Genomic DNA, 16,156 nt, shown 5'->3' with positions numbered 1-16,156 from the left:
CACCGATTCGACCAGCGATAACGGATCTGGCCGCTGATTCGTTCGGGATCTGGGCTACATTGCGCAGGTGAGTGAAAATCTCGATCGCGTCGATCGTTTGATCATCGACGAGCTTGTCTCCGACGGACGCGCCACTCTGGCGACGTTGGCGGAGAAGGCTTCGCTGTCCGTCTCGGCCGTTCAATCCAGAGTCAGGCGGCTGGAGTCCCGACGCGTGATCCGTGGGTACACGGCGCAGGTCGACCCGGAGGCCCTCGGCCGGCCGCTGTCGGCGTTCGTGGCCATCACTCCGATCGATCCCGCGCAACCGGACGATGCCCCCGCCAGGTTGAAGCATCTGTCGGCCATCGAGTCGTGCCACTCGGTTGCCGGTGAGGAAAGCTACGTCCTGCTGGTACGCGTCGAGTCGCCGAGGGCGCTCGAGCGTCTGCTGCAGGAGATCCGAGCAACCGCCAACGTGCGGACACGCAGCACGATCATTCTGCAGACCTTCTACGACCGCTGACCGCACGCCACACCCGGTCCGACGACATGGGCAGGTCGTACAGTCGGGCACCGACGGCGTCACGGATCGCGTTGGCCAGAGCCGGTGCCACGGGGTTGTACGGAGACTCGCTCATCGACTTGGCACCGAACGGACCCAGACGGTCGTAGGTGTCGGCGAACAGAACCTCGGTGCGGGGAATGTCCGCGAACTGCGGAACGTGATAGCTGCGAATCGAATCGGTGGTGACCAGACCGGCACCGTCGGTACGAATCTCCTCGTACAGTGCGCTCCCGATCGCCTGGGCGACGCCACCCTCGACCTGTCCACGGCACTGCTGCGGGTTCATCACGGTTCCTGCGTCCGCGCTCTGCACCGACTGCAGTATTTTCACGGTACCGGTGTCCTCGTGCACCGCCACCCGGAACGCGTGCACGTTGAACGCGAGCGAACGCGGCAGCCCACCACTGTTGCCCGCGGTCACGAGGGTGCCTCCTGCCATCGTCAGAACGTCGTCGAGGGTGACGAAGCGATCTCCGCAGCGCACCCCCTCCGGTCCGAGTGTGCAGTCCGAATTCCGGTGTCCGGTCACGGCGGCGGCCAACTCCAGGATCCGAGTCGACATCGCGCGAACCGCCGCGTACAGGGCCTTGCCCGCCACCACGGTGCCCGCCGAACCGAATGCGCCCGTGTCGTACGTGACCGAGTCGGTGTCGGATTGATCGACTCCGATGCGGTCGACGGACGTGCCCAGCTCACTCGCCGCGATCTGAGTGTGGACGGTGGTGGTGCCGTTGCCGAATTCTGCAGTCCCGACCCGTATCTCGTACCGACCCTCGGGCAGCAATGCCACCGAGGTCTCGGCGCGGTGACCGCGCGGCGGAATGGTCGCGATCATGGCCACCGCCATCCCTTCGCCGACCTTCCATCCCGCCGGTGCGTGCTCGCCGTTGCCACGTCGCAGAGCGGCTTCGGCCAGATCGATGCACTGGTCGAGGCCGTAGCTGCCGAACTGCAGATCGTCCGCCTCGTGGTGGGCGGCGACGATGTCGTCGCCGGGGACGATCACGTTGCGCCTGCGGAACTCGAACGGATCGATGTCGATCTCTCGGGCGAGATCGTCCATCGCCGATTCGATCGCGAACATCACCTGCCCCAACCCGTAACCGCGGAAGGCTCCGGACGGAATGTTGTTGGTGTACACGGTTTTCGCGTCGACGCGCTTGTTGGCGCACCGGTAGATCGCCACCGACTCGCCGCAGCCGTGGAACATCACACCGGCACTGTGGTTCCCGTAGGCACCGGCGTCGGTGAGGACGTCGATCGACAGGGCCGTCAGGATACCGTCGGCGCTCGCGGCGGCGGTGACGTCGACACGGAACGGGTGACGACACGGCGACACGGTGAACTCGTCCGTGCGCGTGAACTCGAACTGCACCGGTCTACCGGTACGCAGTACCGCCAGCGCCACCACGTCCTCGGTGAGCAACTCCTGCTTGCCGCCGAATCCGCCGCCGACGCGCGCGGTGAACACGCGGACGCGATCGCGTGCCAAGCCGAAGATCTCGCAGATCTCGTCTCGCACCAGAAACGGAACCTGAGTGCTGGTGCGCAGATTCAGCTTTCCGGTCTCGTCCAACCAGCCGATGGTGCCGTGGGTTTCCAAGTGCACGTGCTGAATCCGCTGAGTGGTCCAGCGGCCGGTGACCACCGCAGCTGCGTCGCGAACGCCTGCGTCGACGTCCCCGGTACTGCCGTGCAGCTCGGCCACCAGATTGCGCGACGGATCCGCGATCCGAGCCGTCGCGTCCTTGTCGCCGTGGATCTTCGGCGCATCGTGGGCGAGCGCGGACTCCGGATCGAACACTGCGGGCAGCACGTCGTACTCGACGACGAGAGCGCGGCACCCTTCCTCGGCTGCCGCGACCGATTCTGCTACGACGATCGCCACTCGCTGGCCGATGAAGCGCACGACGGTATCGAGAACGTGGGTGTCGTCCGGATCGTCGACGCGGCGGTCGTGTCGGGCCGTCGAGAACGCGGTTCTCGGACTGTCTTTCGCAGTCAGGATCAACTGGACGCCCGGCACCTGCTCGGCCGCGCTGGTATCGATGGACACGATCCGGGCATGTGCGTGTGGACTTCCGAGAACACTGGCGTGCAGCAATCCGGGAGGGGTGTGGTCGAGTGTGTATGGCTCGGTTCCGGTGACGATGCGGGTACTTGCCGGTGCCGCGAGGGACCGTCCACACGCCGGACCGTCGACGGACTTCTCGGTGTTGACCACTCCGCAGACGGCGTCGGACACGGCGCGATACCCGGTGCAGCGACACAGGTTTCCCTTCAGCCGTTCGGGAAGCTCGTCCAGATCGCCCTCGGTCAGCGTCGAGGCCGTGACGATCATTCCCGCAGTGCAGAACCCACACTGGAATCCGGCGGCTTCGACGAACCGGCTCTGCATCGGATGGAGATCGTCCGGTGTACCGAGCCCCGCAACGGTGGTGACGGACCGGTTCGCTGCACGGAACGCGGGGAAGATGCACGAATGCACCGGTTCACCGTCGACGAGAACCGAACATGCGCCGCAGTCGCCCGCGTCGCACCCCTTCTTCACCTCGAAGTGGTCGTGTTCACGGAGCATGGTGCGCAGACACTGACCTGGCCGTGGAGTGACATCGGTCGGCACACCGTTGATGTCTACGATCATGACAACTCCTCGCGAATCTGCTGCGCTGCAGTGCAACTGATGTGACGCCGCCAGTCCGGAGCCCCGTGGGGGTCGTCGTACCAGTGCTGGGGACCGATGGTGGCGGCGAGCGCGTCGTCGAGCTCGCCCGCCGTCGGCAGGGCCGGGAAGCGTAGAACGAACGGACGGACGGTCGACGCGCTGACGGTCAGAACGAACTCGCCGCCCTCGTCGACCCGCCCGATCACCACGGCCGCCGATCGGCCGAGCGGTGACAGCGCGAGCTTGCGCATCGCCGTTCGCGACTGGAGAGCGTGCAGTGGAACATCGATACTGCGCAGCACGTCTCCCGGTCGGAGGGCATTGGCGTGCGGGCCCGTGACCAGGTCTGCGATCGCGATGCGATAGTCGTGATCGGGGCCATCGCCCGACCACACCTGCCCGACGCCGTCGAGGGCTGCGGTCAACGAGATCATCGCTCCGGCAGGAAGAGCCAGCGCGATGTTGCCGCCGACGGTGGCGGTCTTCCAGATCTTGAACGAGGCCAACAATGCTGCTGCGCAGCGGGGAAACAGCGCGGTGGCCGGCCACGGAGAGGTGTAGCGTGCCAGCGTCTCGATGGTGCACGTCGCGGCGATCGAGAGCCCGGTCTCGGTGACTGTCAACGGCTCCCAGCCCAAGGCGGTGATGTCGACGAGGGTGGCCAGATGGTCCTGCTTCTCCGAGAACAGCCAGGTACCTCCCGCGAGGACCGCAGTGTCCACACGTCCTGGCGGAAGGTCCGCGCGGGAGCCGGGAAGCACGATGTCGTCGACAGTACCGAGATCCATGGTCGTCGTTCACCCCTCGTCCTCGCCGGCGGATCCTCCACGCCGGCAGATCCACCAGCCGATGTGTCCTCTCGAACTGTAATGAGTATCTGTTACCGATCTTCGGTCGTTCGGCGATACGCCCGAAACCCGGTGGAAACAACCCACACATACTGTTTCTTCCTACGCGCTCGGCTGTTTCGGGCACGCTCAGCGAGGGCCGGGGGAGGAACCGCAGTGCAGGTCAAGGACTTGCTGGACGCCGCGCAGCTCGGCATTCGATTGCTCACCTCCGATACCGACGCACTGGGTCGGACGTTGCGATGGACGTACACGACGGATCTGCCCGACCCGTCGCGCTACATCGCGGGTGGTGAGCTGGTCATCACCGGTCTCGTATGGCATCGAACGCGCGCGGACAGTGAGATGTTCGTCCGGGCCGTCACCGAATCGGGAGCGTCGGCACTGGCCGCCGGTGAAGGGCTTCTCGGCCACGTCCCACCCGACCTGATCGAGGCCTGCGAGCGGCACGGTCTACCGCTGCTCGCAATACCCGAGGCCGTGTCGTTCGGGGAGGTGACCGAGTTCCTCGTCGGCCGTGTCACCGGAGACCGCATAGCCATGCTGAACACCTCGCTCGTCCGGCAACGTCAGCTGCTCACGGCGATCGCGGACGGCAGAGCGCTCGACGAGTTGGCGTTGCACACCTCCAGGGAGACCGGGATGGCGTGTCTGATCTTCACCGCGACCGGACGTCGGCTGGTCGCCGAGGTCTCGGCGTTCACCGATGCCGACGTGGACACGCTGACGCACGCCGCGCTGTCCTCCGAAAGGCTCCCCACGACAACCACTCTCGGTGACGGCGATGTGTACAGCATCTTCGGCATCGGACCGTCGCTCGTGCAGCGGACCACGCGATGGTTCCTCGCAGTGGCCGGAGACATGGCGACGTTCCCACCCGCCATCTCCGACGCGTTCGGTCAGCTCGCGGCGATCGCCGCGCTCGATCGTGCTCGACGCGAGGAGGGACGGCTGGTCCGTCGTGAAATCGCCGACCAGGCAGTGGCGTTGATCGAAACCGACAGCACCAGACCCGAAGCCATGACGCGGCTGCGCCAGGCAGGAGTCGACCCGGACCGCTCGCTGGTGGTCGTCAGGGTCGTCCACAGCGGACGGATCGACCTGCGCGAGATGCTGCGCACGGTTCTCAGCGACACCCTGACCTCCTTCGGCGGCGGGTGCGTCGGATGCAGCACGCACGGCGACATCGTCGCCGTCGTGAACACCGACGATCCGAGCTTCACGCACACACTGCGAACCCGATTGAGCCGTTTGGGCTCCGGCATCGGACACAGCCGTCTGCTCGTGGGCGTCAGTTCCGAAGCGACCGGGATCACCATCGACGGCGCGCTGCGATCGGCCCGCCACGCACTGGAAATGAGCAGGCAAGGGTCGAGCCCGGTGACCATCACCGCGGGTGCGCAACCGACATCGGCGGTGACGATGCTCTCGGCTCTGCCCGACGACGTGCGTCGGTCGTTCGTCGAACACGTTCTGGCGCCGCTGCTCGACTACGACAGGCGAACCGATGCCGGTCTGACCGATACCCTCCGCGAGTTCCTGGCCACCGGCGGATCGTGGAACCGAACGGCCGAATCGTTGCACGTACACCTGAACACCGTGCGGTACCGAATCAAGCGAGTCGAGGAGTTGCTGGGCCGCGATATGAGTTCCACCTCGGATCGGCTCGATGTCTATCTCGCGCTTCAATCCATCCCTCGTTCGTCGGCTACCGGGGCCGCATAGGATCGAACGATGACTGGCTTCACCGGAATACCCTTCGCGGCCCTGGACTTCTACGAGGACCTCGAAGCCGACAACAGCAAGCTCTGGTGGAACGAGCACAAGGATGTCTACGACAACGCGGTCAAGGGTCCGATGACGGCGTTGCTCGCGACACTCGAATCGGAGTTCGGTACCGCCAAGGTCTTCCGCCCCTACCGCGACGTTCGCTTCTCCAAGGACAAGACCCCGTACAAGACCCACCAGGGCGGCTTCGTCGCTCGCGGTGACAGTCTCGGCTTCTACGTGCAGATAGATCCCGCCGGATTGTTCGTTGCAGGCGGCTTCTACAACTCCTCGTCCGAAGGCGTTGCCCGCTACCGCCGCACCGTCGACGACGACGTCCGCGGAGCCGAACTCGAGCGGATACTGGCGACGCTGACCAAGGCCGGCTACGAGATCGGCGGCGACAAGCTCAAGACCAAGCCGCGGGGATACGAGCTCGACCACCCGCGCATCGACCTCTTGCGCCACAAGTCACTCACCGCGGGCAAGCATTTCGGCTCACCCGCGTGGCTCGAGACACCCAAGGCCGCGACGAAGGTGCGCGATGCCTGGCGAGCTCTCGCCCCGTTGGTGGAATGGACCGCGGCGCTGCACACATGAGTGCGGCACCCTATCCGACGACAGAGTATGTCCGCCAGGCACTTCCGGCGTCCGGGGCATCCTCGCGTTCGACGGTTGCCTGAATCAGACCGTACGGCCGATCGTCCGCGTTGAAGACCTCGAGATTGTTCTCGATGCCGAACTTGCCCAGGTCGTAGACGAAGTGATGCTTGTTCGGTGCGGACATGGTGATCTCGGCGATGAACGGATACTTCTCCAGCACCGCCTCGCCCATGGCGTAGAGGGTCTGCTGGAGGGCCAGTGACTGCAGGTTGGCGAACCGTTCGATCATCGCCGCCTTCACGCCCGCGTAGACGGCATCCCACTCGACGTCGGTGGTGGTGTATCGCCACTGCGCTGTCAACGATGTCGCCATCACCCGGTCGGTCGTGGGCTCGAGAATCGTCAGGTCGTCCTCGAGGAATCCGTGGAACTCCGAACCCGTGGACTTGAGGATCACCATCTCCTTGAAGCCGCTGATCACCCACGTCTTCTGCGCGTCACCCTTGCCCTCGACGGTCACCGCCGACGTACGGATCTCCTCGCCCTTGCGGGTCCACGTGTGATCGTGCTCGACGCCGTCGATCACCGCGCGGGCCCACGCGTACTCCTCTAGTTCGATGCGCGCACCCTCCACCGGCTCCACATCGTCGACGAAGTGGCGGGCCAGATCGAGGCCGTAACTCTCCAGGTGGAGCAATCCCTTGGTCTTCGCGTACGCGTACGCGGTCTGCTTCTGGGTGTCGGTGGGAAGCACATTGGATTGATCGCCCACCAGATGCGCGGGAGAGAAATCGCCACGCAGAGCGCTCGACACGTTGATGTCGTGGATCTCGTGCCGAGGCGAGTCCCGATAGATCCGCACCACGCGGTTCTCGGCCTTGCCGTACTGATTGGATCCGAGGACGATCTTGCCGGTCAGGTCGGTCATGTCAGCTCCCGCGATAGGTCGAATAAGCGAAGGGGGACAACAGCAATGGGACGTGGTAGTGGGCGTCGGGATCGGTGACGGTGAACGAGATGGACACCTCGGGATAGAAGCTCGGGGTTCTCGTCGCCTCGAAGTAGTCGCCGGTGTCGAACGACAGGCGGTACACGCCCGGATCGATCGGACCGGGCACGACCTCGCCGATGCGGCCGTCGCCATCGGTGGTGGCCGTGGAGATCTCGCCTTCCTCGGGATGGAACAACCGCACCCTCATCCCTACCGCAGGTGTCCCCGACGTCGCGTCGAGGACGTGCGTCGACAATCCCGTCACTGCTCGGGACCCAGCATGCGGCCGAGGCGAATTCGATTGATCTTGGCCAGTTCCACGCGCAGCACCCGTCTTTCGGTTTCGGCATCGTTGTCGAGCCTCTCCTCGAGGATAGCGAGCAGTTCCTCCGCGGATCTGCCGGTGGCGCACACCAGGTAGACGTGACCGAACTTCTCCTCGTAGGAACGATTCCCCGCCGCCAACTTGTCGAGCACCTCGGTGCCCGCGCTCGTCACCGCGGCCTGCTCACGTTTCGACGATGGGTTGTCGGCCTTGCCTCCGATCCGAGGATGACCGTCGAGCGCATGGTCGATCTCCGCCTCGGGTAGTTCGGCCAACACCCGATCTGCTCTGTCCAACAGCATGTCTCGGCTGTCGAAGGGGCGACCGTGGGCGACTCGACGGGCCCAGATCGACGACGCGCAGCACTCGTAGAGCGCATGCATCGCCTGCCTGTCACTGAGCCGATTGAACCCGTCGAGCCCTATCCATTCGTGTAGCAACTCGCGCTCTCTATCTGAAATCGTTGATGCGACCGAACCGCGCGGCCGCGATCGGGTTGGCATCGGCCACGAGATCGTCGAACCGGTAGTTGGCGATCTTGGCTATCTCGATCATCGCGAACGACCGCTCGGCCGACGGTGCGTTCTCGACGCGAGACCAGCCGTTGGCCAGGACTCGATCGTAGCGTTCGGTCTCCCGCGCGCAGATCACCAGCGGGAAGCCGAAGTGTTCCCTGTACTCGGCGGCGAGTTGGACGATGTTGTTGTGTTCGTCCTCCTCGAGGTTGGACAGGCCGACGTGATCGGCCGCGTTCAGGGTGCCGGTGGCGTCCTCGCTGCCGAGATCGGGGTAGCTGTTGATCAGTTCGATCTGTTCCTCGGTGGTGCCGGCTAACAGTGCTTCCTGGAAGGCCTCGCGCAGACCGTGCGCATCGGCGAAAGGGCGCTGCTGGTAGGCGCGTTCGACCACCCACGGAGTGCCCTGCACCAGGCCGCCGAACGTGGCGGCGAAGTCCTCGGCGGACATCTCGTTGACCTTGTCGAGGGTGATGCCTTTACCCGGACCGCCTGCAACCGCCTGGCCGCGGTTGCCGATGTGGAAGAACAACACGTTGAGCACGATCGCGGACACCGCGCCGAGAACGATGCCGCTGCCGAACAACATCTCGAGCCAATCCGGCACGCCCTCGGAGACCGACGGTTGAATGGTCACCAGCATCGCCAGTCCGAGACTGGTGGCCACGATGATCAGGTTGCGATGATCGGTGAAGTCCACCTTCGACAACGTCTGGATTCCGACCACGGCGACGGTCGCGAACAGCGCCAGCGCGGCACCACCGAGTACCGGTGGCGGGATGGACGCGACGACCGCCGCGGTCTTGGGCAGCAGGCCGAGCAGGATCATGATGCCGCCGGCCGCGGCGACGACCCACCGGCTGCGCACACCGGTCAGGCGCACCAGACCCACATTCTCCGAGAACGCCGTATACGGGAACGAGTTGAACGTACCGCCGATGACGGTGGCCACTCCGTCCGCCCGCAGAGTCGCTGCGATGTCGTCCTTCTTGATGCGCTTGCCGACGATCTCACCCGTCGCGTACACACTGCCGGTGGTTTCGACGGCGATGATGAGCATGACGACGATCATCGAAATGATCGCGATGACACTGAATTTGGGTACACCGAACAGGAAGGGTTGGGTGAAGCCGACCCACGATGCATCCGAGGTGCCGTCGAAGTTCATGTCTCCCAGCACGAATGCCACGGCGCTTCCGATCACCAGGCCGAGCAGCACGGCGATGGTGGCCATGAAGCCCTTGAAGAAACGTTGGATCAGCACGATGATCAGCAGCGTGCCGATCGCGTACGCCATCCACCGGCCGTTCGTCGGATCCTGCTCGTGCGTAGCGGGATTGGTCACCGCATCGTTGACGGCCACCGGGAGCAGCGCGACACCGATGATCGTGATGACGGTACCGGTCACCACCGGCGGGAAGAACCGCAGCAGCTTGCTGAAGTACGGAGCCATGAAGAAGGTGACGAGTCCGGCGACGATGACGGCGCCGTAGACGTACAGCAACCCCTCGGTGCCGCCGCCGTTCGCCATCGCGATCGCGATCACCGGAGAGACACCGGCGAACGTCACACCCTGCAGCAGCGGGAGTCGAACGCCGACCTTCCAGAATCCGACCGATTGAATGATCGATGCGATGCCGCAGGTGAACAGATCCGCATTGATCAGGTGGATCAACTGTTCGTTGGTCAGTCCGATCGCGCTGCCGATGATGATCGGTACCAGGACAGCGCCTGCGTAGAACGCGACGACATGTTGGAACCCGTAGGCGGCAAGTTTCGGAACGGGAAGCACTTCGTCGACAGGATGGACACGTTTGCGTGTGGTGGGCTTGACGGACATGGGTGGGCACCTCGCGGAAGCAACAGGGCAGGATTCCTGCGACGCTGCAGGAGAAGTGCACTAAGAATCAGCCATCACGCCTATCCTCGCTAGTCGAGCGCGCACAAACTTCGGGGCGTACTCGACGTGGACGTTGTGCGAACATCCAAGACTCCACCCAACGGAGAAGGGAGCGATCGTGTCGGACCTTGCCGTCGGAGTGCTGCTCGCCGCCGGTGCCGGAACGCGATACGGATCACCCAAGGTTCTCGCCCACGACGGGCTGTGGTTGCGGACGGCGGTGCAGGCGCTGCGCGACGGTGGCTGTGATCGCGTGGTCGTGGTTCTCGGCGCAGCAGATGCGCCCATGCCCGACGGCGTGATCGCGGTGCACACGCCCCATTGGAACCAGGGCATGAGCGCCTCCTTCACCGCCGGCTTGGCGGCGACGGCGGACGCGGAGTACGCGGTTGTGCACGTGGTCGACACCCCGGACGTCGGAGCCGAGGTGGTTCGGGCAGTACTCGGCGCAGCGCGGGACACCGGTCTCGCCAGGGCCGTGTTCGACGGCCGTCCCGGCCATCCTGTCGTTCTGGCGCGTCGACACGTGGACGCAGCCGTGGCATCGGCATCGGGAGACTCCGGTGCCCGAGACTTCCTGAGGGGAAGAGACGACGTCGTTGCCGTCGAATGTTCGCACTGGGCAACGGGAATCGATCACGACTATCGGTGAGCGCCCGGTCGGAGGATTCGAGCGGCAACAGCGTCGATCATGCCGTCGAACTGATGACCACCGGTCGGGAACTCGACCACCGTCGCCGACGGGAGAGCCTTCGAGTTCAGCGCCAGGTGAGAAATGGGAACCACGTCGTCGTCCCGGCAGTGAAGCAGCGTCAGGTCGGTCTCGGGCTCCTGGGTGGTGAACGCGTATTCGGCGACGTCCCACCCACGCGGCGTCCAGTCCGGCATTGCCAACAGAGTGGCTCGCAGGGGTCGCTCCCGGCGATGTTCTGCCAAGACTCTGACGAGGATCGATGCGCCGAAAGAATGCGCAATCACCGCATCCTCGGGTCCGAGCCGGTCCAGGTGCTGCCGAACCGGTTCGGCCCAGTCCTCGAAACCCATGGCGGTGTCGGGCAGCTCCGGCATCCGAAGGTCGAGGCGCAGAGCCTGCGCAAGCCCGTTGGCCAGCGGTGCGTCGTCGACGAATCCGCCGGCACCGTGAACGAACAGAAGTCTGCCGACCATGCTGTGGTCCTTTCCTCGGCGATGCTGTCATCGGAGATGACCGAACTGCGACCGTGAATTCACCGGTTGACTCGGATTCGGGGTCCGTGCGAGCATCGGCGACAGCGTCGCGTGTCGATGACGGACTGCGTCAGGCATGGAGGCGTCGTACTGCCCAGGAGCAGCGCATGTCCATTTCGTTCGATCACACCATCATCGTGGCGAAGAACAGTTCCGACTCTGCGGCGTTCTTTCGCACGCTGTTCGGTCTGCCGGAGGCACCGTCGTGGGGGCCGTTCGTCAACGTGCAACTCACCGACGGCACGCTCGTTCAATTCGCCGAGCCTCCCTTCGACGATATTCAGTTCCAGCACTACGCCTTTCGAGTCAGCGACGATCTGTTCGATGCGGCCTACGCCAGGCTTGTCGACCAGGGCGTCGAGCACTGGGCCGATCCTCGGATGACCGAACCCGGCACTGTCAACACCGGGCACGGTGGCCGCGGAGTGTACTTCCGCGACCCGACCGGTCACTTCTTCGAGATGCTGACGCACTCGTACCTGCCGACGCCGGGTGAGCCGGTACCGTAGCCACCGTGGCCGAGCACCAGCATGTTTCGATGACGAGATCTGCCTACGACACCGTCGCCGAAAGCTACGCCGACCTCGTCCGCGACGAGCTCGACGGCCGACATCTCGAGCACGGATTGTTGGCGACATTCGCGGCCCGGGTACCGAGCGGGTCCGTTCTGGAGGTGGGCTGTGGATCCGGCCGCGTCACCGCGGAGCTGCACCGCCTCGGCCTCGACGTAGCGGGAATGGATCTGTCGCCCAACATGATCGAGGTCGCTCGGCGCGAACATCCGCACCTGCGATTCGGTGTCGGATCCATGGAGGCGTTGGACGCGGGGGACAGCTCCGTCGCCGGGATCGTTGCCTGGTACTCGATCATCCACACCCCTCCGGCGCACCTGCCTGCCGTGTTCGCCGAACTGCATCGAGTGCTCATGCCCAACGGTCCACTGCTCTTGGCATTTCAGTCCGGCGACCAGCGAGTGCGGCTCGAACACGTCTACGGGCACTCGGTCTCCTACGACGCCTATCGACTCGACCCCGAGGCAGTCGCGGGCATGCTCGTCGACGCGGACTTCGAGGTGGACGTGCGCGTGCATCGAGCCCCGATGGGGCACGAACCCACGCCTCAGGCGTATCTGTTGGCCCGCACACGAGCGACGCGGTCGTGATTTTCGGACCGGATGCCGCGCTGCCACATCGCCCTGCGCGAATCGTCGTCGCGGGAACATCCGGTTCCGGCAAGACCACGCTGGCCGCGCGCCTCGGGTGCCTGCTCGGTATCGAACACATCGAGATCGACAGCCTGTTCCACGGACCGAACTGGACACCGCGTCCGACCTTCGAGCACGACGTCGACGAGTTCGTTGCACGTTCTTCGTGGGTCACCGAATGGCAGTATGTCCGAGACCGTCTCGCCGATCGAGCCGAGCTGTTCCTGTGGCTCGACCTACCCCGTCGAACAGTCATGCGGCAGGTGACTATTCGGACGCTACGCCGCAGGTTCGGTAGGCGTGAGCTGTGGAACGGGAACATCGAGCCGCCACTGCACCGCATCTTCCTCGACCGTGAGCACATCATTCGATGGGCGTGGAACACCGATCGGTCGACCACCGCGCGGGTGCGGCAACTGAGTGTGCGCCGCCCAGAGCTGATGATTGTCCGCTTCCGGTCGCATCGGGACGTGGACGCGTGGATTGCGCGCCAACTCATTCCTCTCGCGCGTCACTGAGCGGCAGGTGCGGTCAGCAGCCCAATTGTGTTGCGAGAGATTCGATCGAGTCGACGCTGTGGGTCCAGTCCGACTCCGCGGCGAGGTCGGCGGTCTGGCTCGGCCCGTGTTCGAGTGGACGGGCGACGAAGGCCGTAGCGAACCCGCAGTCGGCTGCTGCCACGAGATCACTGTTGTGGGCAGCGACCATCATGCATTCGCTCGGCTCCAGACCCAGAATATCCGCGGTGCGGAGATACGCGTCGGGCATGGGCTTGTACGCCTGGACCGGTTCTGCACCGAGGATCGCGTCCCACGGCAGCCCAGCGTTCTTGGCCATGTCGAGAAGCAACGAGATATTGCCGTTGGAGAGTGGGGCGATGATGAAATCGGTCCGCAGTCTCGTGAGACCGGGCACCGAGTCCGGCCACGGATCCAATCGGTGCCACACGTTGTTCAAGGATGCGACGTCGGCGTCGTCGAGCTGAACGTCGAACTCCGACAGTACGACTCGAAGAGACTCGAGATGAAGTACGTCGAGCCGGGTGAACGGTCGACTACCCGACCTGACCTGTTCCATCGCCGGTTGATACAGGCTGCGCCAGCGGTCGGCGAATGCATGACTGTCCACGTCGGAACCACACAGAGATTCGACCTCACGGGCCACACTGGTGCGCCAATCGACCACCGTGCCGAACACATCGAACAGAAGCGCCTTCAACGATTCCTCTTCTTCTTCCTTTTCTCGTTCTTGGAATGGCCACCTGCCGACAGCACCACACCCGCCAACGGAATGAGAAGGAAGAAGAGCCAGTTCTGATCGAAGTCGGTGAGGAAGAACAATGCCAGGGAACCGAATATCACCACCGGCATCACCACTGCGCGCCAGTCGATACCGGTTCCGGCCGTTGCGGGAACGGGCGACGCCCCGGTCCGAGCAGGTGCCTGGGCCGTACCCGGCGTCGCGGGGAGATCGACGAATACTGTGTCGAGCTCCCCACGCGTCGTGGCCGAAGCGATAGTGGCACTACGCTCGTCGAACTCGGGAACCGTGAGGCGACCCTCGCTGAAGTGCAGGCTCAGCGCGTCGAGCGCCTTTTCCCGATCAGCTGTACCGATACGAATTTCCGGAAGCTCGGACATTGCTACAGGGTAACGCTATCCAAGGCCCGGATTCGAGCCAAAATTCGCATCGCTACCGATATGTCGTTATTTGATCTCTGCGAGGACGGTGCCTTGGGTGATGGCGTCGCCTGCGGTGACGGTCAGGCCGGTGATGGTGCCGCCTTTGTGGGCGTTGACGGGGTTTTCCATTTTCATCGCTTCCAGGACGGCGATGAGGTCCCCGGCCTCGACGGTGTGGCCTTCGTCGACAGCGACTTTGACCACGGTGCCCTGCATCGGTGCGGTCACCGCGTCACCGGATGCCGCACCGGCTCCGGCACCACCACGGGTACGCGGTTTCGGCTTACGCCGCACTGCACCCGCGTTGGCACCGCCGCCGTTACCGCCACCGAGGGACAGTTCCCCGGGCAGGGAGACCTCGACACGTCGGCCACCGACCTCGACGACGACGGACTGCCGCGGCAGCACCTCCTCGTCGTCGATCGGTTGCCCGGCGGTGAACGGGGCAACCTGGTTGTCCCATTCGGTTTCGATCCACCGGGTGTGCACCGAGAACGACTCCCCGTCGCCGATGAACGCCGGATCGGAGACCACCGCAGCATGGAACGGGATCACCGTCGCCAACCCCTCGACGGTGAACTCGGCAAGGGCCCGACGCGACCGCGCGAGGGCTTCCTCGCGGGTGGCTCCGGTGACGATGAGCTTGGCGAGCATCGAATCGAACTGGCCCCCGATCACCGAGCCGGATTCGACACCGGAATCGACGCGCACACCCGGACCCGACGGGGCAATGAACGTGGTGACCGGGCCCGGTGCGGGCAGGAACCCACGGCCGGCGTCTTCGCCGTTGATCCGGAACTCGAACGAATGCCCCCGCGGTTCGGGATCTTCGGTGATCGACAGTTCCTCACCGTTGGCGATACGGAACTGCTGCAACACCAGATCGATGCCGGAGGTTTCCTCGGTGACGGGGTGTTCGACCTGCAGGCGGGTGTTGACCTCCAAGAACGAGACGAGGCCGTCCTGGCCGACGAGGTATTCGACCGTCCCGGCACCGTAGTAGCCGGCTTCGAGGCAGATCGCTTTCGCCGACGAGTGGATTTCCTTGCGTTGGGCGTCGGTGAGGAACGGGGCGGGGGCTTCTTCGACGAGTTTCTGGAAGCGGCGTTGCAGCGAGCAGTCGCGGGTGCCTGCGACGACGACGTTGCCGTGCTGGTCGGCGATGACCTGCGCTTCGACGTGGCGGGGCTTGTCGAGGTACCGCTCGACGAAGCATTCCCCCCGCCCGAACGCCGCGACCGCTTCGCGGGTGGCCGAATCGAACAACTCGGGGATCTCCTCGCGGGTACGGGCGACCTTCATGCCGCGTCCGCCGCCACCGAACGCGGCTTTGATCGCGATCGGCAGACCGTGTTCGTCGGCGAAGGCGAGGATCTCGTCGGCGTTCTTCACCGGTTCGGAGGTGCCCGGCACGGACGGTGCTTTGGCGCGGGCGGCGATGTGGCGGGCGGTGACCTTGTCACCGAGGTCGCGGATCGACTGCGGAGACGGCCCGATCCAGATCAGCCCGGCATCGATCACCGCTTGGGCGAAGTCGGCGTTCTCGGAGAGGAACCCGTAGCCGGGGTGGATGGCGTCGGCACCGGACTTGGCGGCGGCGTCGAGGATCTTGTCGATCACCAAATACGACTCCGCCGAGGTCTGACCCCCGAGCGCGAACGCCTCGTCGGCCAACCGTACGAACGGGGCATCGGCATCGGGCTCGGCGTACACAGCGACACTGGCCAACCCGGCATCGGCGGCCGCCCGGATCACCCGCACCGCGATCTCGCCACGATTGGCGACAAGAACCTTGGTGATCTGAGCACTGGCATGGCTGGGCACTGAGCCTCCTACAGATGTGTTTCTCGCGTGCTTCGTTACGAACGTCACGTCGGAGTCT

The 16,156-nt window shown here is 64.7% G+C and carries 17 protein-coding genes; 7 read left to right on the top strand and 10 right to left on the bottom strand.

Features of this window, described 5'->3' with window-relative positions; genetic code table 11:
* Positions 1–67 precede the first annotated feature (67 nt).
* Positions 68–505 carry an Lrp/AsnC family transcriptional regulator gene (locus tag NY08_RS08320; RefSeq protein ID WP_032397433.1) on the top strand — a complete coding sequence of 146 codons (438 nt, stop codon included), beginning with the start codon at positions 68–70 and terminating at the stop codon, positions 503–505.
* Here NY08_RS08320 and NY08_RS08315 read toward each other — a convergent pair.
* Positions 477–3,191, bottom strand: coding sequence for a molybdopterin-dependent oxidoreductase (locus tag NY08_RS08315; RefSeq protein WP_045195797.1), 2,715 nt, complete (start codon positions 3,189–3,191; stop codon positions 477–479). The genes NY08_RS08320 and NY08_RS08315 overlap by 29 nt on opposite strands.
* Entirely contained in the window at positions 3,188–4,000 is an 813-nt protein-coding gene (locus NY08_RS08310) for an FAD binding domain-containing protein (protein WP_032397431.1), read from the bottom strand. Before NY08_RS08310 ends, NY08_RS08315 begins: the two co-directional genes overlap by 4 nt.
* A gap of 216 nt (positions 4,001–4,216) precedes the next feature.
* Between NY08_RS08310 and NY08_RS08305 the strand changes: the two genes are divergently transcribed.
* Together NY08_RS08305 and NY08_RS08300 are read left to right on the top strand one after the other, a co-directional pair.
* Positions 4,217–5,785, top strand: coding sequence for a PucR family transcriptional regulator (locus NY08_RS08305; protein ID WP_045195796.1), 1,569 nt, complete (start codon positions 4,217–4,219; stop codon positions 5,783–5,785).
* Positions 5,786–5,794: 9 nt separating this feature from the next.
* A complete protein-coding gene (locus tag NY08_RS08300; protein ID WP_045195795.1) occupies positions 5,795–6,427 on the top strand; it encodes a DUF2461 domain-containing protein in 633 nt (210 codons plus the stop codon).
* 10 nt (positions 6,428–6,437) lie between these two features.
* On the opposite strand, the gene pucL is transcribed toward NY08_RS08300, so the two are convergent.
* The 4 genes from pucL to uraD (NY08_RS08280) are packed head-to-tail and all read right to left on the bottom strand — an operon-like array spanning position 6,438 to position 10,101.
* The gene (gene pucL, locus NY08_RS08295) at positions 6,438–7,358 is read right to left on the bottom strand and encodes a factor-independent urate hydroxylase (RefSeq protein WP_045195794.1); all 921 of its coding nucleotides are present in this window, start codon (positions 7,356–7,358) and stop codon (positions 6,438–6,440) included.
* Between the two features lies 1 nt (position 7,359).
* Positions 7,360–7,686 carry a hydroxyisourate hydrolase gene (uraH, locus tag NY08_RS08290; RefSeq protein WP_032397427.1) on the bottom strand — a complete coding sequence of 109 codons (327 nt, stop codon included), beginning with the start codon at positions 7,684–7,686 and terminating at the stop codon, positions 7,360–7,362.
* The gene (uraD, locus tag NY08_RS08285; protein ID WP_032397426.1) at positions 7,683–8,186 is read right to left on the bottom strand and encodes a 2-oxo-4-hydroxy-4-carboxy-5-ureidoimidazoline decarboxylase; all 504 of its coding nucleotides are present in this window, start codon (positions 8,184–8,186) and stop codon (positions 7,683–7,685) included. Before uraD (NY08_RS08285) ends, uraH begins: the two co-directional genes overlap by 4 nt.
* 10 nt (positions 8,187–8,196) lie before the next feature.
* On the bottom strand, positions 8,197–10,101 hold the full coding sequence (gene uraD / locus NY08_RS08280; RefSeq protein ID WP_045195792.1) for a 2-oxo-4-hydroxy-4-carboxy-5-ureidoimidazoline decarboxylase: 1,905 nt from the start codon (positions 10,099–10,101) through the stop codon (positions 8,197–8,199).
* 175 nt (positions 10,102–10,276) lie between these two features.
* On the opposite strand from uraD (NY08_RS08280), the gene NY08_RS08275 reads away from it, so the two are divergent.
* Positions 10,277–10,813 (top strand): nucleotidyltransferase family protein, encoded by a 537-nt coding sequence (locus NY08_RS08275; protein ID WP_045200009.1) that lies wholly within the window; start codon positions 10,277–10,279, stop codon positions 10,811–10,813.
* Here the strand turns inward: NY08_RS08275 and NY08_RS08270 are convergent.
* The gene (locus NY08_RS08270; protein WP_045195791.1) at positions 10,804–11,328 is read right to left on the bottom strand and encodes an alpha/beta fold hydrolase; all 525 of its coding nucleotides are present in this window, start codon (positions 11,326–11,328) and stop codon (positions 10,804–10,806) included. The two genes, NY08_RS08275 and NY08_RS08270, sit on opposite strands and share 10 nt — an antisense overlap.
* A 167-nt stretch (positions 11,329–11,495) precedes the next feature.
* On the opposite strand from NY08_RS08270, the gene NY08_RS08265 reads away from it, so the two are divergent.
* Genes NY08_RS08265 through NY08_RS08255 form a run of 3 tightly spaced genes read left to right on the top strand, consistent with a single transcriptional unit; the run spans position 11,496 to position 13,110 of the window.
* Complete coding sequence (locus NY08_RS08265) at positions 11,496–11,897, top strand: VOC family protein (protein ID WP_045195790.1); 402 nt, start codon at positions 11,496–11,498, stop codon at positions 11,895–11,897.
* A 29-nt stretch (positions 11,898–11,926) separates the two neighbouring features.
* On the top strand, positions 11,927–12,550 hold the full coding sequence (locus NY08_RS08260) for a class I SAM-dependent DNA methyltransferase (protein WP_045200007.1): 624 nt from the start codon (positions 11,927–11,929) through the stop codon (positions 12,548–12,550).
* Complete coding sequence (locus tag NY08_RS08255) at positions 12,547–13,110, top strand: AAA family ATPase (protein ID WP_442970813.1); 564 nt, start codon at positions 12,547–12,549, stop codon at positions 13,108–13,110. The genes NY08_RS08260 and NY08_RS08255 overlap by 4 nt, the downstream gene beginning before the upstream one ends.
* A gap of 13 nt (positions 13,111–13,123) precedes the next feature.
* On the opposite strand, the gene NY08_RS08250 is transcribed toward NY08_RS08255, so the two are convergent.
* The 3 genes from NY08_RS08250 to NY08_RS08240 all read right to left on the bottom strand — a co-directional run bounded on the left by NY08_RS08250 (position 13,124) and on the right by NY08_RS08240 (position 16,098).
* Positions 13,124–13,810 (bottom strand): haloacid dehalogenase type II, encoded by a 687-nt coding sequence (locus NY08_RS08250; protein WP_032397423.1) that lies wholly within the window; start codon positions 13,808–13,810, stop codon positions 13,124–13,126.
* Complete coding sequence (locus NY08_RS08245; protein ID WP_045195789.1) at positions 13,807–14,232, bottom strand: DUF1707 SHOCT-like domain-containing protein; 426 nt, start codon at positions 14,230–14,232, stop codon at positions 13,807–13,809. Before NY08_RS08245 ends, NY08_RS08250 begins: the two co-directional genes overlap by 4 nt.
* Positions 14,233–14,298: 66 nt before the next feature.
* Positions 14,299–16,098, bottom strand: a complete 1,800-nt coding sequence (locus NY08_RS08240) for an acetyl/propionyl/methylcrotonyl-CoA carboxylase subunit alpha (protein ID WP_045195788.1) — start codon at positions 16,096–16,098, stop codon at positions 14,299–14,301.
* Positions 16,099–16,156 lie beyond the last annotated feature (58 nt).

The organism is Rhodococcus sp. B7740, from assembly GCF_000954115.1.
Classification (GTDB): domain Bacteria; phylum Actinomycetota; class Actinomycetes; order Mycobacteriales; family Mycobacteriaceae; genus Rhodococcoides.
This window is presented reverse-complemented; position numbering and strand designations above follow the sequence as displayed.

Coding starts and splice junctions, on each gene's coding strand:
- NY08_RS08315 (WP_045195797.1), bottom strand. CDS start 3,191: ATGATCGTAGACATCAACGGTGTGCCGACCGATGTCACTCCACGGCCA.
- NY08_RS08310 (WP_032397431.1), bottom strand. CDS start 4,000: ATGGATCTCGGTACTGTCGACGACATCGTGCTTCCCGGCTCCCGCGCG.
- NY08_RS08300 (WP_045195795.1), top strand. CDS start 5,795: ATGACTGGCTTCACCGGAATACCCTTCGCGGCCCTGGACTTCTACGAG.
- pucL (WP_045195794.1), bottom strand. CDS start 7,358: ATGACCGACCTGACCGGCAAGATCGTCCTCGGATCCAATCAGTACGGC.
- uraD (WP_045195792.1), bottom strand. CDS start 10,101: ATGTCCGTCAAGCCCACCACACGCAAACGTGTCCATCCTGTCGACGAA.
- NY08_RS08270 (WP_045195791.1), bottom strand. CDS start 11,328: ATGGTCGGCAGACTTCTGTTCGTTCACGGTGCCGGCGGATTCGTCGAC.
- NY08_RS08265 (WP_045195790.1), top strand. CDS start 11,496: ATGTCCATTTCGTTCGATCACACCATCATCGTGGCGAAGAACAGTTCC.
- NY08_RS08260 (WP_045200007.1), top strand. CDS start 11,927: ATGACGAGATCTGCCTACGACACCGTCGCCGAAAGCTACGCCGACCTC.
- NY08_RS08245 (WP_045195789.1), bottom strand. CDS start 14,232: ATGTCCGAGCTTCCGGAAATTCGTATCGGTACAGCTGATCGGGAAAAG.